We start from the raw sequence: 25812 nt of genomic DNA on the forward strand, positions 1-25812 counted from the left end.
AACGACTATTATACCGCTGCACTGCTTTCAATATTCAATGGATGTGCCAGCGAAGGACAGAGGTTCCATGCCCCAGTCGGCCGAAAAATTCCTGCCCAGCACCCTCACCAAAGCCGGTTGTGCCGCCCTGGCGCTAACCAGCGCCCTGAGTGTGCTGCTTGGCGAACCCCTTGCGGCGGCTTCTGCGGCGGCTGCGGCCGGGTTGTGCCTGGCAGGCAGCCCCCTGAACAATCAACAGGGCAAACTGCCATGGCCACAACTGAGGTATTTTTTCCTCGGCGCCCTGGCCCTGGCGCTTATTGCCGCCCTGTGGCTGGGGCCGTGGTCACTAAGCCACTGGCTCTATGCCCTGCCGCTGGCCACCTTCGCCCTGCTCCCGGTTTACCTGGCGGCACCGGTGACCCTGGTTCTGCTGGTCCTCGTACTGTCCAGCGCCCAATGGCTGGTCAACCTGCCAGACCGCCACCAGATGGTCAGCGCGTTTGTACTGACCACGCTGTTGGCCGGCATCCTGGTGTTCCTGCGGGAATACAAGTCCCGCCAGCTGGCGCCACTGCGCCGCACCGACGAGCTCACCCAGGCCGCCAGCCGGGAGTACCTGTCGGCGGACCTGCACAAGGAAATCCAGCGCAGCGAACGGGAGGGCACCAACCTGTCGGTGATGATGATCGGCCTCGACACCCATCTGAGTGACAGCGACCCGGACGAAGACATCCGCGCTATCCTGCCCAGAATCGGCCGTTACCTGCATTCCCAGTTACGGGACTTCGATACCTATTACCGGGTGGCCGACCTGCAATTCCTGGCGATTCTGCCGGGCGCAAATACCGCCGAAACCGCAAAGAAGGCAGACCTCATCCGCCAGGGACTTGATAAATTGATGGAGTCTCACGGCCTGAAACTCACCGTCAGCACCGGCGTCGCCGGCCTGAACATTGGCGATGATGCCGACAGCCTGCAGCAAAGCGTGGCCAACGCCCTGCGCCGGGCCCAGCAACAGGGTGGCAATCGCACCCAGACCTTCAGCAACCCGCTGCCGCCCGACCTTCCGGGCAAACAGGAACCGGAGGCCAACGCTCAATGACCGAAACCCGCCTGCGTACCTGGAGCCACAGCGCCGCCTACAGCCTGACAGCCCTGGTTATTTCCGTCCTGGCGTTGCAGAACCTGCGCTACGGCTTCTACCAACTGTTTTACCTGGCCCTGGCAATGACCGCCCTGCTGCTGGCCGGGCTGGTGTATACCTACTTCTGCCGTCGCCACCAGCTTTCGGCACCGGGCCACCTGATCATCCTGGCCGGCCTGAACAGTGGCCTGGTGGCGGCCGTTCTGACCATGAACGCACCCGGCATCAGCCACTGGGCCATGCCCCTGCTGGTGCTCAACCTGCTAATCCTGCCCCTTCGGCAGGGGCTGGCGCTGTGCGCCCTGCTACTGCTACCGGTGATTGCCGCGACCTGGCTCGGCAACCCTGTAACCGATGCCGTTATCACCAGTGCGGGGCTGCTGTTGCTGGCCGCCGTCACCGCGCTTTATGTCTGGCACTACGACCACATGACCCAGTCCGCCCAGGACCTGGCCATTACCGACCCGATCACCGGCGCCCACAATGCCCGCTTCCTGGATGAAACCCTGCAAAAGGAAATCAGCCGGGCCATTGCCACCGGCCACCCGCTGTCGGTCATCAGCCTGAGCCTGGACCACCACGACCAGATCCGCGACCTGCACGGTAAGCGCGGCCTGAACCGCCTGCTGAGCCAGATTACCCGGCAACTGTTCGAAACCATCCGGGCGGGAGACTCCCTGTACAGCCTGCAGGATTCCGAGTTTTTCCTGATCCTGCCATTCACCCCGGAAGAAGGCCTGCGGGTCATTGCCGAACGCATCCGCCGCACCATCGCCGAACGGGACTGGCCGGAAACCGGCAAGGTGTCCGTAAGCCTTGGCTGTACTACACGGGGCAATGGCGATACCAGCACCGAGCTGCTTCGCCAGCGGGCAACCAATGCCATGCTGGAAGCCAGGAAACACGGGGCTGATTCCGCCTGGTTCACCCCGGGAGAGCCGGTCCGGGCATGACCGGGAGCTGGTTCACTGAGCTGACCACCTGGGTAGCTGGCAACCCGGGCTGGCTGGTGTTCGCCCTGTTTGCCACGGCGCTGATTGAATCCCTGGCTATCGCCGGCATCATCGTGCCGGGCGTGGCTATGTTGTTTGCCTTTGCCGCCCTGGCCGGAAAAACCGGCATTCCCCTGTCCGAAGCCCTGATCTGGGCCGGCCTGGGCGCCGTTGCCGGCGATGTCCTGAGCTTCTCCATCGGCCGGCTACTCAAAGGACGACTCGACGCCGTGTGGCCTTTGAGCCGTTACCCCGGCCTGATTGCGAAGGGAGAAACCTTCTTCCGGGCCCATGGCGGCAAGAGCGTCATCATCGGGCGATTCGTGGGCCCGATACGCCCTATCATTCCCATGGTGGCAGGCGCACTGCACATGCCCTGGCGCACCTTCATTACCTTTAACCTGCTGTCAGCCGTGGGGTGGGCACTGGTGTATATCCTGCCCGGGTTCACCGTAGGCACGGCACTGGCCAGCGAAATCAAGCCGCCACCTCACTTCTACCTGGTGCTCGGAGTCAGCTTTGGGGTACTGCTGGTGGTTTACCTGATCCTGCTGCAAATGCGACTGGGCCTGGGAGAAGGCAGCCGCCCGTACCGGTGGCTGGAAACCACCATGGCCCGCTACGATGCAACCCACCGGTTCTGGCGGCTGTACACCAGCGAGCGGCCGGCCCGCCGTGGCGAATTCCCGCTGCCGTCCCTGATGATGTCCGTTACAGCCCTGGCGCTGTTCCTGATCCTGGCTCAGGTGGTGCCGGTCAGCAGCAAACTGTATGAACTGAACCAACAGGTGCTGGCCTGGTTTGCCCTGCTGCGCCAGCCGCTGCTGGATTTGCCGATGGTTGCCTTTACCCTGGCCGGAGACCCACCGGTACTGATTGTCGCCGCCGTGCTCGGGTTTCTGGTGCTGGTATTTCGCGGCTACTATGCCGCCGCTATCCACGTGGCCGCAGCCGCCATTTTGGCCAGCGGGAGCATCTGGTTACTGAAAGCCGGCTTCGGCATACCACGGCCCGATACAGTGATGCTCCCGCCATCTTCAGGGGCCTTTCCCAGCGGCCACACTGCCGGGGCCACGGTGCTGGTAACCCTGTGCGCCAGCTTCATTGCGGCGGAAAGCCGGCAACGGCAACGCTGGCAAAGCTACGTGCTGCTGTCACTGCCATTGCTGCCGGTAGCCCTGAGCCGGCTGTATCTGGGGGTACACTGGTTTACCGATGTTCTGGGAGGGTTGTTCCTGGGGTTGGCCATTACCGGGGTTATCCGCGCCAGCTACAGCCGATATGATCGCGTGCCCCTGAGCCCGGATCCGTTCACCTGGGCAGCGCTGGGCCTGTGGCTGGCATTCACCGCCGTTTACATGGCCAGCCATTGGGACGGTGCCGTTCTGGCCTACTCGCCGCAGCCTGTGACGCCCTGACCGGTTTCAGGCGCCTTGTTCAAGGATGTCCAGCAGCGCTTGCAACCGGTCCAGGCGTTCGACCGGATCCCGGCACTCCGCCAGCTGCTGCTTCTCGGACTTGTCCAGGGGCAACAGCTCGGTAAGCCGCCAGCCCACCTCACGGGCATCCTCAAAATCGACATCCATGCCCAGATCCTTCACCACCGGATGCCGGAACAGGGCCTGCAGAACCGCCGGCAATTCATAGTGCCGGTCCGGTATATCAACCTGCTGCTCCGGCTCCAGCGGCTCGGCATCCCCCATGTGCAAACCGTCTTCCTGCTGCCAGTTGCGGACTACCCGCACCTTGGTGTCGCCTTCAACGGTGATACCCAGCAAGCCGTTCTCCAGCTGCTGAAAGTCGATAATCCGCACATAGGTGCCCTGATCGTGGAACAGGGCCTTGCGGCCAACCTCGTCGCCATCCTGCAAAAGCACCACCACAAAGCCCTGCTGCTCTTTCAGGCAGCGGGTCAGCATATCGATGTAGCGGGGCTCGAACAGCTGCAGGGGAATACGCCCCTTGGGCAGGATGATGGAATTGAGCGGAAACAGCGGCACGCTGGAAAGTGAGTCAGTCACTGTGGGAATGGCTCTTGGTTGGTTTTATGGAATTCAGCCTGCGGGCTGAAGGTTTATTGTAAACACCGATCGGGAAAACAGCCATGTGAGGGGCACGGAATCTGTTATCCTCTCGGTTTCGCTTAGTCCGTTCAAAATCAAGGGAGAGAGCAGCACACCATGCCCCAGTATCGTTCCCACACCTCAACTGCCGGCCGCAACATGGCTGGAGCCCGTGCGCTCTGGCGCGCCACCGGTATGAAAAATGACGATTTCGGCAAACCGATTATCGCCGTTGCCAACTCGTTCACCCAGTTTGTGCCCGGCCACGTGCACCTGAAAGACCTGGGCCAGCTGGTCTGTCGCGAAATCGAAGCCGCCGGTGGTGTGGCGAAGGAATTCAACACCATCGCCGTAGACGACGGTATCGCCATGGGCCACGACGGCATGCTGTATTCCCTGCCCTCCCGGGAGATCATTGCCGACTCCGTAGAGTACATGGCCAACGCCCACTGTGCCGATGCGCTGGTGTGTATTTCCAACTGCGACAAGATCACCCCGGGCATGCTGATGGCCGCCCTGCGCCTGAATATTCCGACGATCTTTGTTTCCGGCGGCCCCATGGAAGCCGGTAAAACCAAGCTGTCCGAGAACAAGCTGGACCTGGTAGATGCCATGGTGATCGCGGCTGATCCGACCGCCACCGACGAGATGGTGGAAGAATACGAACGCAGCGCGTGCCCCACCTGTGGCTCCTGCTCCGGCATGTTCACCGCCAACTCCATGAACTGCCTGACCGAAGCCATCGGCCTGGCCCTTCCGGGCAACGGCTCGCTGCTGGCAACCCACTCCGACCGCGAGCAGCTGTTCCTGAACGCCGGCCGCCAGATTGTGGAAAACGCCAAGCGCTACTACGAGCAGAACGATGCCAGCGTGCTGCCCCGCAGCATTGCCTCCATGGAAGCGTTCCAGAATGCCATGACCATGGACATTGCCATGGGCGGCTCCACCAACACCATCCTGCACCTGCTGGCAGCAGCCCAGGAAGGCCAGGTGGACTTCACCCTGGCCGATATCGACCGGCTGTCCCGGAAGGTACCGCAGCTGTGTAAAGTGGCCCCGAACTCGCCCCTGTACCACATGGAAGATGTGCACCGCGCCGGCGGCATCATGGGCATTCTGGGTGAACTGGAGCGCGGCGGCCTGATCAACACCGATCTGCCCACCGTACACAGCAAGACCATGAAAGAAGCCCTGGAAGTGTGGGACATCATGCGCTCCCCCACCGGTGAAGTGGTGGAATTCTATAAGGCCGGCCCGGCCGGCATTCCCACCCAGACCGCATTCAGCCAGAGCACCCGCTGGCCGAGCCTGGACGGTGACCGTGAGAACGGCTGTATCCGTTCCGTCGAAAACGCCTACTCGTCCGAAGGCGGCCTGGCCGTACTGTTCGGCAATATCGCAGTCGACGGCTGCGTGGTAAAAACCGCCGGTGTAGACGAAAGCATCTTCGTATTCGAAGGCAAGGCCAAGGTCTTCGAGAGCCAGGATACGGCCGTGGCCGGTATCCTGAATGACGAAGTGAAGGCAGGCGACGTGGTCATCATTCGCTACGAAGGCCCGAAAGGTGGCCCCGGCATGCAGGAAATGCTCTACCCAACCAGTTACCTGAAATCCAAGGGACTGGGCAAGGAATGCGCCCTGCTGACTGACGGCCGCTTCTCTGGCGGTACTTCGGGCCTGTCCATCGGCCATGCGTCTCCGGAAGCGGCTGCCGGCGGCGCTATCGGCCTGATCGAGGAAGGCGACACTATCCTGATCGACATCCCGAACCGCAGCATCAATGTGCAGGTCAGCAACGACGAGCTGCAGAAGCGCCGCGAAGCGCGGGATGCCAAGGGCTGGAAACCGGAAAACTCCCGTCCCCGAAAGGTATCGGCGGCACTCAAGGCCTACGCCCTGCTGGCCACCAGCGCAGATAAAGGCGCGGTACGGGACCTGTCCAAGCTGGACTGATCCCGACAGGCCTTAAACAAAAAGCCCGCAAGCTGCCAGGCCTGCGGGCTTTTTTATGACATTGGCCAAAGCAGCCAGGCCGGGATTACCAGAGCGACCAGGCTTCGTCTTCGTCATCCTTTTCTTCAGCTTGCTCGGCAGCTTCAGGCTGCGGCTCACTTTCCGGCTTCGCAGCTGCCTGAGCGGGCGCCCTGGATTCGGGAGCAGCCTCTGCAACGACCACCATCCCGAGCGCCTTCTTGGTTTCTTCATTCAGGGTACCGCTGGCTTCCAGCCCCTGATCTTCCTGATATTGGGTTAACTCGGCCCGGGTATGTTCATCCAGTTTGGGGTTCACATTGTTTATATCGTACCCGGCGCCATATAAAGCGTGCTTTAGTGCGACAACATCATTGGCGTGGGACAAAGAGGCAGTGCCAAGGAGCGCAACGGCTCCCGCAGCGAGGACCAGTTTGTGCAATGGATGGCTGGCAGTTTTCGTGGTAAACACCGGCTTACTCCTGATATCGCTTGAATATCTTGTTATTAGGGTAATGCGGCGCCCATCTCCACGGTCGAGGGCATTAACCCGACCCTAGCACAAGCTAATCCTCATCCTTGCTACCTGGTTCACATTCTGGCCGGGAAGCATGCGCCTCTTCGCCGAACTCCCGGATAAAAATCCCCCAGAACGCCATAAACAGCGCTGCCACCAGTGGCCCCATAACAAAGCCATTGATGCCGAACAGCACGATGCCACCGAGTGTGGACAGAAGCACCAGGTAATCCGGCATCTTGGTGTCCCGGCCCACCAGTATCGGGCGCAGCAGGTTGTCGGCCAGGCCGATCACAACGGTGCCAAACGCCGTCAGGATGATCGCCGGAATGATATCGCCAACGGCTGCCAGGTAGACCGCTGCCGGCACCCACACAATCGCTGCCCCCACGGCCGGCAGCAGCGAGACAATCGCCATCACCACCCCCCACAGCAAGGCGCCGGTAATACCCAGGGCCCAGAAGATCAGCCCCCCCAGCGCACCCTGGATAATGGCAATCAGCAGGTTACCCTTCACGGTAGCCCGGGTAACCTCGGCAAACTTGGCAAACAACAGCCGCTCACGCTCATCCCCGAGCGGCAACGCCTTGATCAGCAACTCAACCAGTTTATGGCCGTCCCGCAGCAGGAAAAATGCCAGGTAAACCATCAGCGCCAGCCCCAGAAAAAACTGGAAGGTGTTCTGGCCAATGCCCAGGGCCTGCTTGGCCAGGAACTGACTGCCGCCCAGAATGGCGCTCACCGCACGATCCCGAAGTTCACCGAAGTTGATGTCAAACTGGGCCAGGAAAGCCTGAATGGCCGGAAATGACCGATTCACCTGGTCAATGTATTCCCCCGGCCGGATTTCCCCTTCCTGGATTTTCTGGTAGATGCCAACGCCTTCGGCAATCAGCGCAGTCCCGAGAAACAGCACCGGAATCACCACGATAATCATGCAGATCATCAGGGTGATCAGGGCATTGATGTTGGGGCGCTCGCCCAGGCGCCTGACCAGCAGTTGCTGGACCGGGTGAAAAATCAGGGCAATGGCCACGGCCCAGAAAATCGGCCCGAAAAACGGCTTCATCAGCCAGATAAAAGCAAACGACACCCCCACCAGCATGGCCAGAAAGGTCCGTGTCTCGAGTTTTGCGTACATATCAAACATTCCTGAAGCAATGACGTTCCCGGCGAACCGGTTTTCCAGCCCCGCAGACTACCACGAGAGCGTGGCCACTGTAGCCGGATTCACGTTATAGTGGCAGGTTATCGAACAGCAAATAAACAGGCCATGTTGTTGGATCCCGATAGCTTTACCATCGAAACCGCCCTTGAGGCTGCCACCGAACTGCAGAAGGTGCTGGCCGCCCGCACCCATCGCCGGAAAGTGATGGGGCAGGAGGTATTGGTGCCCGGGCAACTCGGCGAAGCCCTGCACCTGCCCCGCACCATCAGCCGGCTGGCCAGCAAGCAGTTACGGCAACGGGAAAGAGGGCTGGAAGACTTCCAGGAACTCTGGCCCACGCTTTCCGAGTTCACCCGGCGCAAGGTAACCGACCGGCTGGGCTGGTACGACCCGAAAGACCTGGACTGGGACGACAAACGTTCCAACCGCCGCCCGGTAGTCGATCCTGACGCCTGATACGTATAACTGCTGAACCCGAACCATGGAACGCCCGCTGGCAGACTTTGAATTGTCACAAAGCGTCCCTATGGTAGGTAGATCAGGAGGATTTCTTATGACTCAACATCAACACTTCAATGCCTTTCTGGCAGAAAGAAGCGCAGTACCCACGCTACTGTGCGGCCATTGCCGCTCGATCCTGTCCCGGGCCCGGATTTTCCGGAACCAGGGCGACAACCACCAGGACATCTGCTGCGACACCATCGGCCTGTGCTCGGCCGACGACTGCGGTGCCGTCAACTGCTGTGACGACGCCCTCGCGCAAGTCGACAACCCCGAGCGCCTGTTCGATATAGCGTCCTGATTCAAAGCTGCAACGCTCTGTTACCGAACTCAAACACAGCAACATTCCATCTGCATTATCCTGAAGACTGAACATTGTCACCGCGACAATCGCGCAACCTATCAGTCAGGACAGTCGATGGCATGCGTATTCTGAGAACTGACGAAGCCCGCTTCGCAGGCCTCCCGGATTACCCTTTCTCCCCCAACTATCTGGATGTCGAACCGGGCCTGCGAATGCACTTCGTGGATGAAGGCCCGAAAAATGCGGCACCGGTAGTGATGCTGCACGGTGAGCCTTCCTGGTCGTACCTGTACCGGCACATGATCCCCGTGGTCGCCGATGCCGGGCACCGGGTACTGGCCCCGGACCTCGTCGGTTTCGGAAAATCGGACAAACCTGTCGACACCGCAGACTACACCTCGGACAACCACGTAAACTGGCTGACCCGGTGGGCCGAAGAGCTGGACCTGTGGAATATCACGCTGGTATGCCAGAACTGGGGCTCACTGCTGGGCTTGCGACTGGCTGCAGAAAACCACCGGCGCTTCAGCCGCATTATTGTCGGTAACGGAATGCTGCCCACCGGAGAAGCGCCGGTGCCCCCGGCATTCCGTCTTTGGAAAGCCTTTGCCAGCCACAGCCCCTGGTTTCCCGTAGCACGGATCATCCAGCTGGGCACCGAGAGAACCCTGTCCAGCGGCGAACTGGCCGCCTACGAAGCCCCCTTTCCGGACGCCCGCCACAAAGCCGGGGCACGGGCCTTTCCGAAACTGGTGCCCACCTCGCCCGCAGACCCGTCCAGCGCAGCGAACCGGGAAGCCTGGCGGATACTGGAAAAATGGCGCAAGCCGTTTATTACCTGCTTCAGCAGCAGTGACCCGATTACCCGGGGCGGAGACCGGCTGATGCAGCGCCGCATTCCCGGCGCTTTCGGCCAGCCCCACATTACCCTCAGTGGCGGTCACTTCCTGCAGGAAGATTCACCCCGCCAGTTTGCCCGGGTGATACTGGACGCCCTGAAGGCCGAGATGGCGGCCTGACGCCCGCTCCAGGCTTATCCGAACACGGTAACCGTCTGCCGGCTCAGCGCCACCAGCTCACCGCTGGCCGTCCAGATACCGGCATGGGTGTGGCCGTAACCCGCTCCCGCCTGGTCAATGGTGGCCCGGTACAGCAGCCAGTCACCGGGATTGATCACCGGCCGGGGATGCACAATTTCCAGCGCCCAGCTCAGGGAACTGGCCGGCGCACGATCTTTCAGGTGCGGCAGTACCGCCGGTGGCCAGGCATCTACCAGCGCAACAATGTGGGCATCGGTAAACACTTCCGGAGCTTCCCGGAACTGCATCCAGCCGCCCATTTCGCGACCACCCTTACCGGAAAACGGCAAATTGCCGAACGCCCAGCGCATCTCGATGTGCTGGGTGAACTCCGGAGTCATGCCCTTGATGTAGGGCAGCCCCTGACACTGGTCGACCGGCCTGGCTTCAGGCGCCGGAAGCGGCTCCACCTGAATGGCCGATTCCCGGTCTCCGCCGAAGCTGGCCAGGCAGACCAGGCGAGGCTCGCCATTCTGCAGAATCCGCCCCTGTACTTGCGAAACGGCCTTGCCTTCGCGCAACAGTTCGGCCTCAAACTGCGCCGGCACGCCGGGCTCCACCGGCCCGACAAAGGATACCTGCAGGGCCCTCATAGCCCGGCCATCCGCTACCTTTGCTGCCATCACATCAAATGCGAGGGCCGCAACCAGGCCGCCAAACGTGGCGCGCCCCTGAGCCCAGTCAGAAGGAAGGGTCACTGTGCCATCCTGGCGCACTTCGGCCAGCAGCTGATCAAAGGTCATAGACTTGTTTTCCAGTTGGTTAGTATGCAAACCTCATAGACTGCACCAATCGCAACACGCCCGCAATAACCTTGCCCCGGCAACTACCTACCACCAAACCGGCATTATTCATATTAAAGCAGCGACAAAACGACTATAATGTTTAAAAATCACGCACTGCCCTGCGGTGCAATACCCTCCGAATACCGAGTACATTCATGTCAGAATTGTCTTTTGCCGAACTGGGGCTGGATCCAGCTGTACTGGAAGCCGTTTCCGCTGTTGGCTATGAAACTCCGTCGCCCATCCAGGCGCAATCCATCCCTGCCCTCCTGGCCGGTAACCACCTGTTGGGCGTTGCCCAGACCGGTACCGGCAAGACCGCAGCCTTTGCCCTGCCGCTGCTGAGCCGCATCGACGCCAACATCGCTGAACCCCAGATCCTGGTACTGGCTCCTACACGAGAGCTGGCCATCCAGGTGGCAGAGGCCTTCACGACCTACGCCAGCAAGTTCCGCAACTTCCATGTACTGCCCATTTACGGCGGCCAGGACTTTGCTCCGCAGATTCGCGGCCTCAAGCGTGGCGCCCAGGTTATTGTGGGCACCCCGGGCCGGATGCTCGACCACCTGCGCAAAGGCACCCTGAAACTGGGCAGCCTGAAGGCACTGGTGCTGGATGAAGCCGACGAAATGCTGCGTATGGGCTTTATCGACGACGTAGAAGCGATTCTGTCGAAAACCCCGGATACCTGTCAGCGCGCCCTGTTCTCGGCCACCATGCCGCCGCAGATCAAGAAAGTTGCGCAGACCTACCTGAAGAACGCGACTGAAGTAAAAATCGAGAGCGAGACCCGCACGGTTGAGCGTATCTCCCAGTTCGTTCTGCCGGTGTATGCCGAGCGCAAGCTGGATGCCCTGACCCGCATCCTGGAAGTGGAGCCGTTCGACGCCTCCATTATCTTTGTGCGCACGAAGGCCGAAACGACCCTGCTGGCTGAAAAGCTGTCAGCCCGTGGCCACGCTGTGGCGCCCCTGAGCGGCGACCTGAACCAGCGCCAGCGTGAGCAGACCGTTGAAGATCTCAAGCGTGGCAAGAAAGACATCATCATTGCCACCGACGTAGCGGCTCGCGGCCTGGACGTGCCCCGGATTACCCACGTTATCAACTACGATGTGCCCTACGACACTGAAGCGTATATTCACCGTGTTGGTCGTACCGGTCGTGCCGGCCGTACCGGCAAGGCTATCCTGCTGGTCACTCCGCGTGAGCGCAGCTGGCTGCGTACTCTGGAGCGGGCCACCAACTCCCCGATGGAACCGTACCAGCTGCCGTCACCGGCTGCCCTGCAGAAAATGCGGGTAGAACAGTTTGAAGAGCAGCTGCTGGGCTTCACCAACGATCCCCGTTCTGGCAAGGCTATCGCCCTGCTGGACGAGATTGCCGAGCGTAACGACATGGACATGGCGGCCGTAGCCGGCGCCCTGGCCTGCCTGCTTGAAGCCTCCCAGCCGGATTCCCTACCGCTGGAGCAGCCGGAAGCCCTGCCGGAGATTTCTGCCGCACCCCGCCGTGATCGCAAAGGCCCGCCTCCGGGCAAAGGTGGTTTCCGTAAGGGTGCCCCGGGCAAGAAGTTCAGTAAGGATGGCAAGCCGGGCTTCCGCAAGAGCGGCCCGAAAGCTGGCAAACCCGCCGGCAAGGGCGGCAAGCCCGCAGCCAAGGGCCCCAAGCGCGCCCCGCGCTGAGGCCTGATCAGCTAGCCGGTCAGCTTGACCGGCTACGCTGGTAGACTACGAAGCTGTAGTCGTAAGGATTGTTGTCTGACGCGGAGAAGTCTTCGCGTCCGATTTCTTCCCACTCGTCCCAGTTCACTTCCGGAAAATATGCATCTCCGTCTACCTCGGCGTGCACCTGGGTGATGTACATCCGGTCGACCATTGGCAGGGCTTCAGCGTAGATCTGACCGCCGCCGATGATCATTACTTCGTCTCCGCCTTCCAGCTCAGCCTGCGCTTCCGCTTTGACCAGTGCCGCTTCCAGTGATGGCGCCGCAACGGTGCCCGCGGGTGCCTGCCAGTCTGCGTTCCTTGATATCACCACATTCATGCGCCCGGGCAACGGCCGGCCAATGGAATCCCAGGTTTTCCGCCCCATGATGATGGGCTTACCCATGGTAGCCTGCTTGAAGTAACGCAAATCGCCCGGCAGATACCAGGGTAGCTGGTTATTCCGGCCGATCACCCGGTTTCGGGCCATGGCTACGATCAGTGCCTTTCTCACGCTTCTGTACCTCTCATATTATGCCCTGCCGCCGCTTACCGCTTGCTTGGGTTTAGCGGGGGACAGGGTAAGGCTTTCCAAAAAACGCTCCTTGCGGCACATCCATGTGGCGCTTCTGCTCCGCCATCCATGGCTCCGCAAATTTTTGGAAAGCCTTACCCTGTCCCCCGCACCCCAACTTGAGCGTATGCCGTCTTTAGAACTCAGATTGCTATAGGGGCCTTAATCACCGGGTATGGCTCATAGCCTTCGAACTCGAAGTCTTCCAGTTCGTAATCGAAGATGGATTCAGGTTTACGCTTGATGACCAGCTTGGGCAGCGGCCGCGGCTCACGCTTCAACTGCTCGAATACGATGTCGTCGGTCAGGTGGTTGCTGTACAGGTGGCAGTCGCCGAAGGTGTGGACGAATTCACCTACCTCCAGATCACACTGCTGGGCGATCATGTGGGTCAGCAGCGCGTAGCTGGCGATGTTGAACGGAACACCGAGGAACAGGTCGGCGCTGCGCTGGTATAGCTGGCAGGAGAGTTTGCCGTCGGCCACGTAGAACTGGAACAGGCAGTGGCAAGGCGCCAGTGCCATGCGGCCTTCACGCACGTTGTCCTGAGGGCTAACGGACTCGTCCGGCAATTCTGCCGGGTTCCAGGCGGAGACGATCAGGCGCCGGGAGTTGGGTTTGGTGCGGATCTGGTCGATGACTTCGCTGATCTGGTCGATGACGCGGCCGTCGTGGCATTGCCAGCTGCGCCATTGTTTACCGTAGATGGGGCCCAGGTCGCCGTTTTCGAGGGCCCATTCGTTCCAGATGCTGACTTTGCGTTCCGCCAGCCAGGTGTTGTCGGTGGAGCCTTTCAGGAACCACAGTAATTCGTAGATGATGCTGCGCAGGTGCACTTTTTTGGTGGTGACCAGCGGGAAGCCGTCCTGCAGGTTGAAGCGGATTTGTCGGCCGAATACCGAGCGGGTACCTACGCCGGTGCGGTCGCCTTTGTCGAATCCGTTGTCGACTACGTCTTGCATCAGGTCGAGGTAGGCTTTCATTGGGCGTTTCTCCGGTAAGCAAGGATCATCAGGGCGGCGCCGGCGGCGATCATGGGGGTGGAGAGCACCTGCCCCATGGTGAGCCAGTCAAAGGCCAGGTAGCCCAGTTGCGGGTCTGGCTGGCGCACGAATTCGGTCAGGAAGCGGAAGCTGCCGTAGCCCACCAGGAACAGGCCGGAGACGGCCATTTTCGGGCGGGGTTTGGAGGAGAACCACCACAGCAACGCGAACAGCACCACGCCTTCCAGGGCGAACTGGTAGAGCTGGGACGGGTGCCGCGCCAGGCTGTCCGGTGCCTGGGGGAAGACCATACCCCAGGACACATCTGTAGGCTTGCCCCAGAGTTCGCCGTTGATGAAGTTGCCGATGCGCCCGGCACCCAACCCCACCGGCACCAGGGGTGCCACGAAGTCTGCAATTTTCCAGAAGCCGGCCCCGGTTTTGCGGCCGAACCACCACATGGCCAGCATCACGCCCAGCAATCCGCCGTGGAACGACATGCCGCCTTCCCAGACCCTGAGCAGCCACAGCGGGTCTGCCAGGAAGGTGTCGAAGTTGTAGAACACCACGTAGCCGAAGCGGCCACCGAGGATGACCCCCAGCGCCAGGTAGAACAGCATGTCGCCCACCTGTTCTTCGTGCAGGGGCGACCAGGGCTTGCGGGTGCGCAGGCGGCCCAGCCACCAGCCGGCAGCAAAGCCGAGCAGGTAGGTCAGGCCATACCAGTGAATTTTGAGTGGGCCGATGGCGATGGCCACCGGGTCAAATTGCGGGTGTTGCAGCATAGAATGTCTCTCAGCTCAGCAGGAATCGGAGGCCGACGATGATCAGAACGATCGCAAAGATTCGCTTCAGCAGGCGGCCGTCGAGTTTGTGCGCCAGCTTTGCGCCGATGCGGGCAAAGAACACGCTGGTAACCACAATACCGATCAGGGCTGGCAAATATATGAAGCCGAAGCTCATTTCCGGCAAACCCGGGTGTCCCCAGCCGGTCCAGATGTTGGCAGTGGCTCCGGCCAGGGCGATGGGCAGGCCAAGGGCGGCGGAGGTTCCCACCGCCTGTTGCATTTTCACGTTACACCAGGTCAGGTAAGGCACTGATATGGTGCCGCCGCCAATCCCGAAAATGGCGGAGGCCCAGCCGATAAAGCCGCCGGCTACGCCAAGGCCGGCTATTCCCGGCACATCCCGGCCCGGCTTGGGGTTCACTTCCAGGATCATTTTCAGGGCCACCAGGATAGCGAAGGCACCGATGATGGTTTCCAGGGCGGGCCCGCTCAGCAAAGACGCTGTCCAGGCCCCTACCACCGCACCGCCGACAATACCCACAGTCAGGGGCCGGAACAGTTCCCAGCGCACCGCCTGGTGCTGGTGGTGGGTTCGGATGGAGCTGATCGAGGTGAACACGATGGTGGCCAGGGACGTGCCGATGGCCAGATGCGCAGCGATTTCAGGGCTCACGCCCACAAAACCGAAGCTGAAGATCAGCACAGGCACGATCACCAGGCCGCCACCAATGCCGAACAGGCCCGCCATGGTGCCGGCCAGGGCGCCGAGCAGCAGGTACAGAATAAATACGCCGAACAGGGTCATGAGTCTCAAGGGTCCCGGTAGGATTTCAGGCTGGTATGATACGCATAGTTGACTGTATCTGCAGCCTCCCGAACCAAAGGAAACGCCTGAACCATGTGCCTGATTGCCTTCGCCGTTGGCCAGAATCCCCGCTTCCCGCTGGTGGTGGCGGCCAACCGGGATGAATTTTTCCGGCGCCCCACTGCCGGCATGGATTGGTGGCAGGATTCCCGCGGGCAAAAAGTGCTGGCAGGCAGGGACCTGGAATCCGGCGGTACCTGGCTGGCTATCTCTCCGGACGGCCAGGTGGCTGCGGTTACCAACGTGCGCGAAGGCAGTACCGAAAGCGGTCGCCACAGCCGGGGTGAGCTGCCACTGCTGGCACTGGCCCGGCCACGGGAGGAATTGCAACACCAGCTGAATTCCGAACCCGGCCGCTACGCCGGGTTTAACCTGGTGTCGCTGGCCGGCTCCGGCGGCTGGTATTACAGTAACCGGGACGCCCATCCCGGCCGGCAGGTATTCCGGGGCATGTACGGCCTGAGCAATCACCTGTTGCAGACGCCCTGGCCGAAGCTGCTGCGCCTGCGCACCGCCGTGGGCCACTGTGTCGAGCAGGCCGGCGGCGATGCCGGCGCACTCCATCAGCAACTGATTCCCCTGCTGCAGGACAACAGCCCGGCCCCGGACCACGAACTGCCGGATACCGGCGTAGGCATCGAAACCGAGCGATTTCTGTCGGCGCCCTTCGTTACCGGTGAGCACTATGGCACCCGGGCCACCACGGTGGTGACAGTCTCCCGGGAAGGCGAAATCCACGTAACCGAACAATTCTGGGGGCCGTTCGGCGCCGCCCTTGAGCGACGTCAGTTCAGCTGGCAGCGATAGCCCGGGGACTCTGATATAATCCGCCCAATTTCTGACACACCGGACCCGGAGGGCCCCATGGCCGGCGAGAGCAACAACAGCACATCCATTGCCGACTTTGAAAAATCCCTGGACGAACTGGAAAAGCTGGTTCGCGACCTGGAGCAAGGCGAGCTGTCGCTGGAGCAGTCCCTGGCCGCTTTCGAGCGGGGCGTAAAACTCACCCGGGAATGCCAGAGCGCCCTGAAATCCGCCGAGCAACGGGTGGAACAACTCGTCCAGAACAGCGATGGTTCGCTGGAAACCCGGCCCTTTTCCGCGGATGACAGCAACTGATGACCGACAGCACTTCCCCGGCCCTCGCCTACCTGGAACACTGCCGTACCCGTATTGACCACGAGCTCGCCCAGGGCATCCAGCAGGCCTCGGTTTCAGACCGCCTGCAGGAAGCCATGCGCTACAGCGTGCTGGGAGGCGGCAAACGGATTCGCCCGGCGCTGTGCCTGGCCGCCGCCAGGGCAGTGGGCAGCCCGGAAGATGCCGCCGTGGCACCGGCCTGTTCACTGGAACTGATCCACGCCTATTCGCTGGTGCACGATGACCTGCCCGCCATGGATGACGACGACCTGCGCCGGGGCCGGCCTACAGCCCATATTGCCTTCGACGAAGCTACCGCGATCCTGGCCGGCGATGCCCTGCAGACCCTGGCGTTCACGCTGCTCGCTGATGCCCCGCAACTGTCCGATACCCAGCGGGTTCGCATGATTGCCGAGCTGGCCCGGGCCAGTGGCCATCAGGGCATGGTGGGCGGCCAGGCCATTGACCTTGAATCGGTCGGCCTTGCGCTGAACATCGAACAGCTGGAAACCATGCACCGGCACAAGACCGGCGCGCTGATTGAAGCCAGCGTGCGGCTGGGCGCCCTGACCGCTCCGGGGGTCAGCGAGCAGCAACTGAGTGCCTTGTCGGATTACGCCAGCGCCCTTGGCCTGGCATTCCAGGTGCAGGACGACCTGCTGGACATCGAGGGCGACACTGAAATCATCGGCAAGCGCCAGGGCTCGGACGCCGCCAAGGCCAAGCCCACCTACCCGGCCCTGCTGGGGCTGGACGGTGCCCGGGAGCGGCTCGGGGCGTTGCTGCAGCAATCCAAGCAGGCGCTGGACGGGTTTGGCGAAGAAGCCGCTCCGTTGCGGGCCATGGCAGACTATGTGGTCAGCCGGAACCACTGACCGGATTATCGCCGCAACATACCTTTTTGTAACAACTGGCCCGGGAAGTATGAAACAGCCTGTCCTGTTCCCTTATAATGCCCGCCAGAGAATTCATCTTTCCGACAAAGACCCGAGCTGATGCAGGACACATATATTTTCAGGGAAATCCCGTCACAGCGGCCCAACACTCCGCTACTGGACCGGATTGAAGTTCCGGCCCAGCTGCGTGAACTTCCGCCGGAAGATCTGCCCCAACTGGCCCGGGAGCTGCGAGCATTCCTGCTCTGGTCGGTGGGCCAGACCGGTGGGCATTTCGGCGCCGGCCTGGGGGTTCTGGAACTGACCCTGGCACTGCATTTTGTATTCAACACGCCTGAAGACCGGCTGGTATGGGATGTGGGCCACCAGGCCTACCCCCACAAGATCCTGACCGGCCGCCGCGAGCAGATGGGCAGCATCCGCCGCAAGGATGGCCTGGCCGGGTTCCCGAAGCGGGCCGAAAGTGAATACGACACCTTCGGTGTGGGCCACTCCAGCACGTCTATCAGTGCCGCCCTGGGCATGGCCATTGCCGCCCGCATGCAAAACACCGGGCGCAAGAGCATTGCCGTGATCGGCGATGGCGCAATGACCGCAGGCATGGCCTTCGAGGCCCTGAACCACGCAGGCCACCTGCATGCCGACATGCTGGTGATCCTGAACGACAACGACATGTCCATCTCCCGCAACGTCGGCGGCCTGTCCAACTACTTTGCCAAGCTGCTGGCCAGCCGCACCTACAACCAGGTTCGCGACAGCAGCAAGAAAGTACTCAAAGGCACGCCACACCTGATGGCGCTGGCCAAGAAGACCGAAGAGCACTTCAAGGGCATGATCGCACCTGGCACCCTGTTTGAAGAGCTGGGCTTCAACTACATCGGCCCCATCGATGGCCATGACCTGCCGCTGCTGGTGGAAACGCTGGAAAATATCCGCGAGCTGGAAGGCCCGCAGTTCCTGCACGTGGTAACCACCAAGGGTAAGGGCTTTGCCCCGGCCGAGGCCGATCCGATAGGCTACCACGCCATCAACAAGATCGAACCGGTGCCAGCCAGCAAACCGGAGCCGGTAAAACCCGCCTCGCCCAAACCCAAGTACGCCAACGTCTTCGGCCAGTGGCTGTGTGATGCGGCAGAACAGGACGAGCGGGTTGTCGGCATTACCCCGGCCATGTGTGAAGGGTCAGACCTGCTGGCCTTCTCCGAACGTTTTCCGGAGCGCTATTTCGATGTTGCCATTGCCGAACAGCACGCCGTAACCCTGGCGGCCGGTATGGCCTGTGATGGCGCCAAGCCGGTGGTGGCCATTTACTCCACCTTCCTGCAGCGGGGCTACGATCAGCTGGTGCACGATGTGGCCATCCAGAACCTGGATGTGCTGTTTGCCATCGACCGGGCAGGCCTGGTGGGCGAAGACGGCCCCACCCACGCCGGCGCCTTCGATATCAGCTACCTGCGTTGCATCCCGAACATGGTGATCGTGACGCCGTCGGATGAAAACGAAACCCGCCAGTTGCTGCACACCGGCCTGGAATTCCAGGGCCCGGCGGCAGTGCGTTATCCCCGAGGCACCGGCCCGGGCGCGGACATCCAGCAACAGCTGCAGGCGCTGCCCATCGGCAAGGGCCGACGGGTTCGGGACGGCAGCCGGGTGGCCATTCTCAATTTCGGCACCCTGCTGACACCGGCACTGGAAGCGGCCGAAGCCCTGGATGCCACCGTGGCCGACATGCGCTTTGTTAAACCTCTGGACGAAGCCCTGGTGCTGGAACTGGCCGAACAGCATGACCTGCTGGTGACCCTGGAAGAGAACGTGGTTGCCGGTGGTGCCGGCAGTGCAGTGACCGAATTCCTGAACGCCAGCCTGGTTACCATGCCGGTGCTGCAGCTGGGTCTACCTGATCGGTTCGTGGAGCACGGCAAGCACGAGGAACTGCTGGAAGAGTGCGGGCTGAATGCCGCAGGCATTCGCGAGGCCATCGCCCGGCGCCTGGAGCAACTGGGTTACCCGGGGCTGACCGCCACCAGGTAGCCGGTACGCGGGCAACCCGGGTTGCCCGCAGCAATCAATTATTCAGGCCGGGTCGTCGTCCTGGTGGGTCTCAAACCAGTGGCCCAGCTTGCTTTGCTTGGTATTCAGGTAATGCTCGTTATGGGGGTTACGGCCCACATGCAAAGGCACCCGCTCGGCAATCCGGATGCCGTAAGATTCCAGCGCCTTCACTTTCCTCGGATTATTGGTCATCAGCCTCAGGCTGGTAATGCCCAGATGCTCCAGCATGTCTTTGCACATGCTGTAATCCCTCAGGTCTGCCCCGAAGCCCAGCCGCTCGTTCGCCTCGACCGTATCTGCGCCCTCATCCTGCAACCGGTAGGCCCGGATCTTGTTCAGCAGGCCGATACCCCGGCCTTCCTGACGCAGGTACAGCAGAATGCCACGACCTTCCCGGGCAATACTGCGCAGCGCTTCTTCCAGCTGGTAGCCACAATCACAACGCATGCTGTACAGGGCATCACCGGTCAGACACTCCGAGTGGGTACGGGCCAGCAGTGGCTTGTCTGAGCTGATATCCCCCAACGTCAGCGCTACATGCTCCTTGCCGGTATCCGGCTCTTCAAAGCCGTGCATGTCGAAAACACCGAACGGGGTGGGCAAACGGCAGGTCTCAATGTAACGAACAGCCACTGTAATTCCTCGTGGTTCTGACAAATGGGGCGGGCATTCTATCACGGTGGTACTAGGCGGGCGTAGTGCCGGCAACCCAGTGACCGGAACGACCACCTTTTTTCTCAAGCAAACGGACGTTATCAACCACCATCCCCTTGTCCACCGCCTTGCACATATCGTAAAGGGTGAGGGCCGCGATGCTGGCAGCCGTCAGTGCTTCCATCTCGACACCGGTCTGGCCGGAGAGCTTGCATCGGGTCAGGATATGGACCGAGGCGCCATCTTCCCCCGGGGTCAGCTCCACCTTCACCGAGGTAAGGTTCAGCGCATGACAAAGGGGAATCAGGTCGTGGGTCCTCTTGGCCGCCATAATGCCGGCAATTCGTGCAGTGGCCAGTACGTCACCCTTCGGATGCTCGCCATCCACGATCATACGCAGGGTTTCCGGTTGCATACGGATGGTCGCCTCGGCCCGGGCTTCGCGCTCGGTTACGGCCTTGTCGGTTACATCGACCATCCGGGCTTCGCCCTTATCATCAAGATGAGTCAGCTTGCTCACGATTGTTTCCGCCTCAGTCATTCAATGGGTTATTTCAGCAAGGCCCAGTTACCACCAGAAACCGATCCCGGCAATCCCCTGGCCGCCAAGGGCCCTGGCCTTTGCTATGTGGCCGGGCTGCATACCGCCCAGTGCGTAGACCGGCAGCCTGGCTGCCGCGACCAGTTGCTCAAAGCCCTCCCAGCCCAGGGTTGGTTCTCCAGGGTGGCTGGCCGTGGGCAACACCGGCCCCAGCACCGCGTAATCCGCTCCCAGGCGCTCTGCCTGGCTCAGTTGCTCTGCACTATGGCAAGACACACCCAGCCGGACATTACCCGCTACAGGGCGCCCTGAAAGCCTTTCAGCTTCACGCCAGGGCAAATGCAGGCCGTCGGCCTCCGCAAATTCCGAAAGCAGGGCTGGTCCACCATGGAGCATTACCCCGACCGATGAGCCGGAACAGCGCGCCAGCGCCATCGAGACCAGCCGCCGGTACTGCTCCGGAACCAGCCCCGGCGCCCTTAGCACTACCAGGCCGTCGGTAACCCGCTGCAGGGCCTGGTCGAGCCGGCATTCACCCTCGCCTGGCCCAGCCAGGGAACCGGTAATATGCAGAGTCCTGGGCAGTCTCAGGGCCCGGATGATCGGCCGGTTCGCCGCAGGAAAGTCTTCATCCCGCAACTCTTCCGGGGTCAGCCAGAACACCGGCTGACCTTCCCTGCCCCCGGCTTCGCCTTCCGCCGCTGCGGTCTGCCAGACATCCAGAAACACGTGCTTGTCGCCGTAGTCATGGCGAATACCAATCACCGGCTCCAGCGTTTCAGCCGGCACCCGAAGCCCGGTTTCTTCGGCGATTTCCCGCACCAGGGCCTGCTGTACGGTTTCTCCCGGCTCTACCTTGCCGCCGGGAAATTCCAGCAATCCTCCCTGATGTACGTGCTCCGGCCGCCGGGCGATCAGTATCCGACCATCACGCACGATTACCGCTACCGCCACATGGATCAGTTTGTTCACTGCCATGGCCGCGGGCTCAGGTGCGGTATTCGGCATTGATGGTCACATAGTCGTGGGAGAAGTCGCAGGTCCACACGGTTTCGTGGACATCGCCCCGCTTCAGGTCAATGGCGATGGTAATTTCTTCGCGGTCCATTACTGCCTGGCCGCGGGCTTCGGAATAATCATCGGCCCGGCCGCCGTTGCGCACCAGACAGACATCGCCCAGATAGATTTCCAGCGCTTCCAGGTCGAGATCTGGTACACCGGCACGGCCCACGGCTGCCAGGATCCGGCCCCAGTTCGGGTCTGACGCAAACAGGGCGGTCTTTACCAGCGGCGAATGGGCCACGGTATAGGCTACGTCCAGGGCTTCCTGCTGGTTACCGGCGCCGGTTACGTCAATGGTGACAAACTTGGTGGCACCTTCGCCGTCACGAACAATGGCATGGGCCAGGTCCATATACACCTGCTTCAGGGCCTCTTTCAGCTTCGCCAGCAACGGGCTGTCTGCGGTAATTTCCGGGCCGGAGTACTGACCCGTGGCCATCAGCATGCAGGCATCGTTGGTGGAGGTGTCACTGTCGATGGTAATCCGGTTGAAGGACTTCTCGCCCAGCTCGGAGGCCAGGCCCTGGAGCACGTCCGGCGCAATATTGGCATCAGTGGCGATAAAGCCCAGCATGGTCGCCATATTGGGGCGAATCATGCCAGCGCCCTTGCTGATGCCGGAGATAGTTACCGTGTGGCCATCCAGGTCCACCTGGCAGCTGGCACCCTTGGGCCGGGTATCCGTGGTCATAATGCCGCTGGCAGCTTCCGCCCAGCGATCTTCACGGCTGCCCGAAAGGGCTTCCGGCAACGCAGCAACAATCTTGTCCACCGGCAGAGGTTCGCCGATGACGCCGGTCGAGAACGGCAGAACGTCAGCCGTCCGGACACCAGCCTGCCCGGCCAGCTCGGCGCAGCAACGTTCGGCATCGGCCATACCACGGGCGCCGGTACCAGCATTGGCGTTGCCGGTGTTGATCAGCAGGTAACGGGGAGCACCCTGCTCCAGGTGGCGCCGGCTCAGCACTACCGGCGCGGCGCAGAACTGGTTAGTGGTAAAAATACCGGCCACCCGGGCACCGGGTGCCAGCTCGAACACCACAACGTCTTTGCGGCCGGGCTTTTTGATGCCGGCGCTGGCAATGCCAATCTTCACCCCGGCCACCGGGAAAAACTCGGGTAAGGTTCCTGGACCTACCGCCATGCCTGTCTCCTTGAATAATCCTGATCAATAAACGACAAAACCCGCAAGCTGCCAGCCCTCTGGCGGTTTGCGGGTTCTGGTGCTTCGGTGCCGGGCTGGTCGGTTAGCTGACCTTGCCGCAGCACTGTTTGCATTTCTTGCCAGATCCGCAGGGGCAGGGCTCGTTTCGGCCCACTTTTCGCTCCTGGCGCACAAAGGTATCCGGAGTGGTCTGCTGGCCTTGCTGGCCGTCTTCGCCGTCACCTTCACCTTCCGCTGCCCGGGCGGCACTGGTTTCGTCATGGCGGAGCTTGGCACGGGCCATTTCCCGCTCCAGCTCTTCCTTGCGACGGCGCTCGATCTCTTCCATTTCCTCGCGGCTCTGCACGCGAACGTGGCTCAGCACCCGGGCAACATCACGCTTCATGGTATCGAGCATGGTCTCGAACAGGTTGAAAGCCTCACGCTTGTATTCCTGCTTCGGGTTCTTCTGGGCGTAGCCACGCAGGTGAATACCGCGGCGCAGATGGTCCATGTTCGACAGGTGTTCTTTCCACAGGGTGTCGAGCACCTGCAGGAACACCTGCTTTTCGAACTTGCGCATGGCTTCGGCGCCGGCGATTTCTTCCTTGGAGCGGTATTCGGCCACAATCGCGTCGAGGATCTTCTGGCGAAGGTTCTCCTCGTACAGCTTGTTGTCTTCTTCCAGCCACTTCTGAACCGGAAGGTCCACAGCCATCTCGGACTGCAGCTGAGCTTCGAGGCCGGCCACATCCCACTGCTCCGGCATGCTCTGGGGCGGAATGAACTCGCTGATCAGGGCATCCACCACATCGGCCCGGATGGTGTCGACCATCTCGGAAATATCGTTGGAAGCCATCACTTCGTTACGCTGATCATAGATCACCGTACGCTGGTCGTTGGCCACGTCATCGTATTCCAGCAGGGTTTTACGCATGTCGAAGTTGCGACCTTCCACCTTGCGCTGGGATTTCTCGATGGCGTTGGAGACCATGCGATGCTCGATGGCCTCGCCCTTCTTCATGCCCATGGCCTGCATCAGGTTCTTCACCCGCTCCGGGGCAAAGATCCGCATCAGGTTATCTTCCAGTGACAGGAAGAAGCGGGAAGAACCCGGATCGCCCTGGCGCCCGGCACGGCCCCGCAACTGGTTGTCGATACGGCGGGATTCGTGGCGCTCGGTACCGACAATGTGCAGACCACCGGCGTCCAGCACCTGGGTGTGACGCTCGGTCCACTCGGCCTTGATGCGGGCAACTTCTTCCTCGGAAGGGTTGTCCAGGCCGGCCACTTCGTGCTCCCAGTTACCACCCAGCACAATATCGGTACCACGGCCCGCCATATTGGTGGCGATGGTGACCGCACCGGGGCGGCCCGCCTGGGCAATGATCTGAGCTTCAGACTCGTGCTGCTTGGCGTTCAGGATCTTGTGGTCGATCCGGGCCTTTTTCAGCAGCATGGACAGCAATTCAGACGCCTCGATGGAGGCCGTACCCACCAGTACCGGGCGACCTTCGGAGGTTACATCCTTGATCTCGTCGATAATGGCGTGGAATTTCTCTTCCTGGGTCAGGTACACCAGGTCGTTGTAGTCAATCCGCTGGATCGGCTTGTTGGGCGGAATCACCACCACGTCCAGGCCGTAGATCTGGCGGAACTCGAAGGCTTCGGTATCGGCGGTACCGGTCATGCCCGCAAGCTTCTCGTACAAACGGAAATAGTTCTGGAAGGTTGTGGAGGCCAGGGTCTGGCTCTCGGCCTGGATCTTCAGGCCCTCTTTCGCCTCGATGGCCTGGTGCAGGCCTTCGCTCCAGCGGCGGCCCGGCATGGTGCGGCCGGTGTGTTCGTCAACAATGACCACCTGCCCGCTCTGGACAATGTAATCCACATCTTTCTGGAACAGGTGGTGGGCGCGCAGGGCCGAATGAACATGGTGCAGCAGGCTGAGGTTGGCCGCGGAATACAGGCTTTCACCTTCCTGCAGCAGGCCACGGCCCAGCAGCAGTTCTTCCACTTTCTCGTGACCGCTCTCGGTCAGCTCCACCTGACGGGATTTTTCATCGATGGTGAAGTCGCCGCTGGCTTCGCCCGCTTCGTCTACCTCACCTTTTTCCAGGCTCGGTACCAGGGCGTTAACCGCCTGATACAGCTTGGAGGAATCTTCTGCTGCACCGGAAATAATCAGCGGGGTACGGGCTTCGTCGATCAGGATGGAATCCACCTCATCCACGATGGCATAGTTCAGCCCGCGCTGGACCTTGTCTTCAATACTGAAGGCCATGTTGTCGCGCAGGTAATCGAAGCCGAACTCGTTGTTGGTACCGTAGGTAATATCAGCCTGGTAGGCCGCGCGTTTTTCTTCCGGCGGCTGGCCGGCAACCACGACGCCGATGGTGAGCCCAAGGAACCGGTACAGCTTGCCCATCCACTCGGCATCACGGCTGGCCAGGTAATCGTTCACGGTAACAACGTGAACGCCCTTGCCCGGCAATGCGTTGAGGTATACCGACGCGGTAGCCACCAGGGTTTTACCCTCACCGGTTTTCATCTCGGCGATGCGGCCTTCGTGCAGGGTCATACCACCGATCAGCTGCACGTCGTAATGGCGCATGCCCATTACCCGGCGGCTGGCTTCACGTACGGTGGCAAAGGCTTCGGGAAGCAGCGCATCCAGCGCTTCGCCTTCTTCAAGGCGCCGGCGGAACTCCGCCGTCTTGCCTTGCAGCTCTGTATCCGACAAACCGCCAAATTGTTCTTCAAGGTCGTTGATGCGCAACACCGCCTTGCGCATGCGCTTGATCTCTCTGGCGTTTTTACTGCCGAACATCTTGGTTGCAAGCTTTGAGAACATAGACCACTGCTTCTTCAGTTAAACGGAGGAAGCCGGCATTCTAACCTTAT

At 61.2% G+C, this 25812-nt stretch carries 25 protein-coding genes; 12 read left to right on the top strand and 13 right to left on the bottom strand.

The genetic code is table 11. The annotated features are described in order from the left end of the window. The first annotated feature begins 67 nt into the window (after positions 1-67). The 3 genes from AC13DJ_RS03035 to AC13DJ_RS03045 are packed head-to-tail and all read left to right on the top strand — an operon-like array spanning position 68 to position 3536. Positions 68-1084 (top strand): GGDEF domain-containing protein, encoded by a 1017-nt coding sequence (locus AC13DJ_RS03035; protein ID WP_482933874.1) that lies wholly within the window; start codon positions 68-70, stop codon positions 1082-1084. After that, entirely contained in the window at positions 1081-2079 is a 999-nt protein-coding gene (locus AC13DJ_RS03040; protein WP_482933875.1) for a GGDEF domain-containing protein, read from the top strand. Before AC13DJ_RS03035 ends, AC13DJ_RS03040 begins: the two co-directional genes overlap by 4 nt. Further along, complete coding sequence (locus AC13DJ_RS03045) at positions 2076-3536, top strand: bifunctional DedA family/phosphatase PAP2 family protein (RefSeq protein WP_482933876.1); 1461 nt, start codon at positions 2076-2078, stop codon at positions 3534-3536. Before AC13DJ_RS03040 ends, AC13DJ_RS03045 begins: the two co-directional genes overlap by 4 nt. Before the next feature lie 6 nt (positions 3537-3542). Here AC13DJ_RS03045 and AC13DJ_RS03050 read toward each other — a convergent pair whose 3' ends face one another. Then, on the bottom strand, positions 3543-4139 hold the full coding sequence (locus tag AC13DJ_RS03050; RefSeq protein ID WP_482933877.1) for an LON peptidase substrate-binding domain-containing protein: 597 nt from the start codon (positions 4137-4139) through the stop codon (positions 3543-3545). Between the two features lie 159 nt (positions 4140-4298). Between AC13DJ_RS03050 and ilvD the strand changes: the two genes are divergently transcribed. Continuing rightward, positions 4299-6134, top strand: a complete 1836-nt coding sequence (ilvD, locus tag AC13DJ_RS03055; RefSeq protein ID WP_288371463.1) for a dihydroxy-acid dehydratase — start codon at positions 4299-4301, stop codon at positions 6132-6134. Positions 6135-6219: 85 nt separating this feature from the next. Here the strand turns inward: ilvD and AC13DJ_RS03060 are convergent, their stop codons facing one another. Together AC13DJ_RS03060 and AC13DJ_RS03065 are read right to left on the bottom strand one after the other, a co-directional pair. Further along, positions 6220-6624, bottom strand: a complete 405-nt coding sequence (locus tag AC13DJ_RS03060) for a peptidoglycan-binding domain-containing protein (RefSeq protein ID WP_232900870.1) — start codon at positions 6622-6624, stop codon at positions 6220-6222. Between the two features lie 94 nt (positions 6625-6718). Further along, positions 6719-7810: an AI-2E family transporter gene (locus AC13DJ_RS03065; protein ID WP_482933878.1), complete on the bottom strand. Its 1092-nt coding sequence runs from the start codon at positions 7808-7810 to the stop codon at positions 6719-6721. A gap of 132 nt (positions 7811-7942) precedes the next feature. On the opposite strand from AC13DJ_RS03065, the gene AC13DJ_RS03070 reads away from it, so the two are divergent. From AC13DJ_RS03070 to AC13DJ_RS03080, 3 genes are all read left to right on the top strand, one after another. Beyond that, positions 7943-8293 (top strand): hypothetical protein, encoded by a 351-nt coding sequence (locus tag AC13DJ_RS03070; protein ID WP_094624591.1) that lies wholly within the window; start codon positions 7943-7945, stop codon positions 8291-8293. A gap of 97 nt (positions 8294-8390) precedes the next feature. Beyond that, a complete protein-coding gene (locus AC13DJ_RS03075) occupies positions 8391-8639 on the top strand; it encodes a hypothetical protein (protein ID WP_273134065.1) in 249 nt (82 codons plus the stop codon). A gap of 122 nt (positions 8640-8761) precedes the next feature. Further along, positions 8762-9661 (top strand): haloalkane dehalogenase, encoded by a 900-nt coding sequence (locus AC13DJ_RS03080; RefSeq protein WP_482933879.1) that lies wholly within the window; start codon positions 8762-8764, stop codon positions 9659-9661. 14 nt (positions 9662-9675) lie between these two features. On the opposite strand, the gene AC13DJ_RS03085 is transcribed toward AC13DJ_RS03080, so the two are convergent. Continuing rightward, positions 9676-10464 carry an acyl-CoA thioesterase gene (locus AC13DJ_RS03085; protein ID WP_482933880.1) on the bottom strand — a complete coding sequence of 263 codons (789 nt, stop codon included), beginning with the start codon at positions 10462-10464 and terminating at the stop codon, positions 9676-9678. Between the two features lie 197 nt (positions 10465-10661). On the opposite strand from AC13DJ_RS03085, the gene AC13DJ_RS03090 reads away from it, so the two are divergent. Beyond that, entirely contained in the window at positions 10662-12188 is a 1527-nt protein-coding gene (locus AC13DJ_RS03090) for a DEAD/DEAH box helicase (RefSeq protein ID WP_022988706.1), read from the top strand. Between the two features lie 19 nt (positions 12189-12207). Here the strand turns inward: AC13DJ_RS03090 and AC13DJ_RS03095 are convergent, their stop codons facing one another. The 4 genes from AC13DJ_RS03095 to AC13DJ_RS03110 form a co-directional block, all read right to left on the bottom strand. Further along, positions 12208-12699 (bottom strand): dihydrofolate reductase, encoded by a 492-nt coding sequence (locus tag AC13DJ_RS03095; RefSeq protein WP_482933896.1) that lies wholly within the window; start codon positions 12697-12699, stop codon positions 12208-12210. 227 nt (positions 12700-12926) lie between these two features. After that, positions 12927-13766, bottom strand: a complete 840-nt coding sequence (locus AC13DJ_RS03100; RefSeq protein WP_058340397.1) for a thymidylate synthase — start codon at positions 13764-13766, stop codon at positions 12927-12929. Then, entirely contained in the window at positions 13763-14551 is a 789-nt protein-coding gene (gene lgt / locus AC13DJ_RS03105) for a prolipoprotein diacylglyceryl transferase (RefSeq protein WP_022988703.1), read from the bottom strand. The genes AC13DJ_RS03100 and lgt overlap by 4 nt, the downstream gene beginning before the upstream one ends. A 10-nt stretch (positions 14552-14561) precedes the next feature. Further along, positions 14562-15359, bottom strand: a complete 798-nt coding sequence (locus AC13DJ_RS03110) for a sulfite exporter TauE/SafE family protein (protein ID WP_482933881.1) — start codon at positions 15357-15359, stop codon at positions 14562-14564. Between the two features lie 93 nt (positions 15360-15452). Between AC13DJ_RS03110 and AC13DJ_RS03115 the strand changes: the two genes are divergently transcribed. From AC13DJ_RS03115 to dxs, 4 genes are all read left to right on the top strand, one after another. Beyond that, positions 15453-16226, top strand: coding sequence for an NRDE family protein (locus tag AC13DJ_RS03115; protein WP_482933882.1), 774 nt, complete (start codon positions 15453-15455; stop codon positions 16224-16226). Between the two features lie 57 nt (positions 16227-16283). After that, positions 16284-16541 carry an exodeoxyribonuclease VII small subunit gene (locus tag AC13DJ_RS03120; protein WP_022988700.1) on the top strand — a complete coding sequence of 86 codons (258 nt, stop codon included), beginning with the start codon at positions 16284-16286 and terminating at the stop codon, positions 16539-16541. After that, complete coding sequence (ispA, locus tag AC13DJ_RS03125) at positions 16541-17437, top strand: (2E,6E)-farnesyl diphosphate synthase (RefSeq protein ID WP_286816617.1); 897 nt, start codon at positions 16541-16543, stop codon at positions 17435-17437. The genes AC13DJ_RS03120 and ispA overlap by 1 nt, the downstream gene beginning before the upstream one ends. Before the next feature lie 120 nt (positions 17438-17557). Beyond that, positions 17558-19489 (top strand): 1-deoxy-D-xylulose-5-phosphate synthase, encoded by a 1932-nt coding sequence (gene dxs, locus AC13DJ_RS03130; RefSeq protein WP_482933883.1) that lies wholly within the window; start codon positions 17558-17560, stop codon positions 19487-19489. 42 nt (positions 19490-19531) lie between these two features. On the opposite strand, the gene ribA is transcribed toward dxs, so the two are convergent. From ribA to secA, 5 genes are all read right to left on the bottom strand, one after another. After that, on the bottom strand, positions 19532-20143 hold the full coding sequence (ribA, locus tag AC13DJ_RS03135; protein ID WP_482933884.1) for a GTP cyclohydrolase II: 612 nt from the start codon (positions 20141-20143) through the stop codon (positions 19532-19534). A gap of 52 nt (positions 20144-20195) precedes the next feature. Further along, positions 20196-20684 (bottom strand): cyclic pyranopterin monophosphate synthase MoaC, encoded by a 489-nt coding sequence (gene moaC, locus AC13DJ_RS03140; protein ID WP_022988696.1) that lies wholly within the window; start codon positions 20682-20684, stop codon positions 20196-20198. Positions 20685-20732: 48 nt separating this feature from the next. Further along, entirely contained in the window at positions 20733-21683 is a 951-nt protein-coding gene (locus AC13DJ_RS03145) for a Nudix family hydrolase (RefSeq protein ID WP_482933885.1), read from the bottom strand. Positions 21684-21693: 10 nt separating this feature from the next. Next, entirely contained in the window at positions 21694-22911 is a 1218-nt protein-coding gene (gene argJ, locus AC13DJ_RS03150) for a bifunctional glutamate N-acetyltransferase/amino-acid acetyltransferase ArgJ (protein ID WP_289101833.1), read from the bottom strand. A 103-nt stretch (positions 22912-23014) separates the two neighbouring features. After that, on the bottom strand, positions 23015-25762 hold the full coding sequence (gene secA / locus AC13DJ_RS03155) for a preprotein translocase subunit SecA (RefSeq protein ID WP_482933886.1): 2748 nt from the start codon (positions 25760-25762) through the stop codon (positions 23015-23017). Positions 25763-25812 lie beyond the last annotated feature (50 nt).

Source organism: Marinobacter sp. L-46, assembly GCF_056859535.1.

What these genes read in the sequence shown, in the direction of transcription:
- AC13DJ_RS03085 (WP_482933880.1), bottom strand. Translation starts at nt 10,464, where the DNA reads ATGACCTTTGATCAGCTGCTGGCCGAAGTGCGCCAGGATGGCACAGTG.
- AC13DJ_RS03110 (WP_482933881.1), bottom strand. Translation starts at nt 15,359, where the DNA reads ATGACCCTGTTCGGCGTATTTATTCTGTACCTGCTGCTCGGCGCCCTG.
- AC13DJ_RS03040 (WP_482933875.1), top strand. Translation starts at nt 1,081, where the DNA reads ATGACCGAAACCCGCCTGCGTACCTGGAGCCACAGCGCCGCCTACAGC.
- AC13DJ_RS03120 (WP_022988700.1), top strand. Translation starts at nt 16,284, where the DNA reads ATGGCCGGCGAGAGCAACAACAGCACATCCATTGCCGACTTTGAAAAA.
- AC13DJ_RS03070 (WP_094624591.1), top strand. Translation starts at nt 7,943, where the DNA reads ATGTTGTTGGATCCCGATAGCTTTACCATCGAAACCGCCCTTGAGGCT.
- AC13DJ_RS03100 (WP_058340397.1), bottom strand. Translation starts at nt 13,766, where the DNA reads ATGAAAGCCTACCTCGACCTGATGCAAGACGTAGTCGACAACGGATTC.
- AC13DJ_RS03080 (WP_482933879.1), top strand. Translation starts at nt 8,762, where the DNA reads ATGCGTATTCTGAGAACTGACGAAGCCCGCTTCGCAGGCCTCCCGGAT.
- ispA (WP_286816617.1), top strand. Translation starts at nt 16,541, where the DNA reads ATGACCGACAGCACTTCCCCGGCCCTCGCCTACCTGGAACACTGCCGT.
- AC13DJ_RS03090 (WP_022988706.1), top strand. Translation starts at nt 10,662, where the DNA reads ATGTCAGAATTGTCTTTTGCCGAACTGGGGCTGGATCCAGCTGTACTG.
- AC13DJ_RS03145 (WP_482933885.1), bottom strand. Translation starts at nt 21,683, where the DNA reads ATGGCAGTGAACAAACTGATCCATGTGGCGGTAGCGGTAATCGTGCGT.
- AC13DJ_RS03075 (WP_273134065.1), top strand. Translation starts at nt 8,391, where the DNA reads ATGACTCAACATCAACACTTCAATGCCTTTCTGGCAGAAAGAAGCGCA.
- AC13DJ_RS03065 (WP_482933878.1), bottom strand. Translation starts at nt 7,810, where the DNA reads ATGTACGCAAAACTCGAGACACGGACCTTTCTGGCCATGCTGGTGGGG.
- secA (WP_482933886.1), bottom strand. Translation starts at nt 25,762, where the DNA reads ATGTTCTCAAAGCTTGCAACCAAGATGTTCGGCAGTAAAAACGCCAGA.
- AC13DJ_RS03095 (WP_482933896.1), bottom strand. Translation starts at nt 12,699, where the DNA reads ATGGCCCGAAACCGGGTGATCGGCCGGAATAACCAGCTACCCTGGTAT.
- argJ (WP_289101833.1), bottom strand. Translation starts at nt 22,911, where the DNA reads ATGGCGGTAGGTCCAGGAACCTTACCCGAGTTTTTCCCGGTGGCCGGG.
- AC13DJ_RS03115 (WP_482933882.1), top strand. Translation starts at nt 15,453, where the DNA reads ATGTGCCTGATTGCCTTCGCCGTTGGCCAGAATCCCCGCTTCCCGCTG.
- ilvD (WP_288371463.1), top strand. Translation starts at nt 4,299, where the DNA reads ATGCCCCAGTATCGTTCCCACACCTCAACTGCCGGCCGCAACATGGCT.
- AC13DJ_RS03045 (WP_482933876.1), top strand. Translation starts at nt 2,076, where the DNA reads ATGACCGGGAGCTGGTTCACTGAGCTGACCACCTGGGTAGCTGGCAAC.
- dxs (WP_482933883.1), top strand. Translation starts at nt 17,558, where the DNA reads ATGCAGGACACATATATTTTCAGGGAAATCCCGTCACAGCGGCCCAAC.
- AC13DJ_RS03035 (WP_482933874.1), top strand. Translation starts at nt 68, where the DNA reads ATGCCCCAGTCGGCCGAAAAATTCCTGCCCAGCACCCTCACCAAAGCC.
- lgt (WP_022988703.1), bottom strand. Translation starts at nt 14,551, where the DNA reads ATGCTGCAACACCCGCAATTTGACCCGGTGGCCATCGCCATCGGCCCA.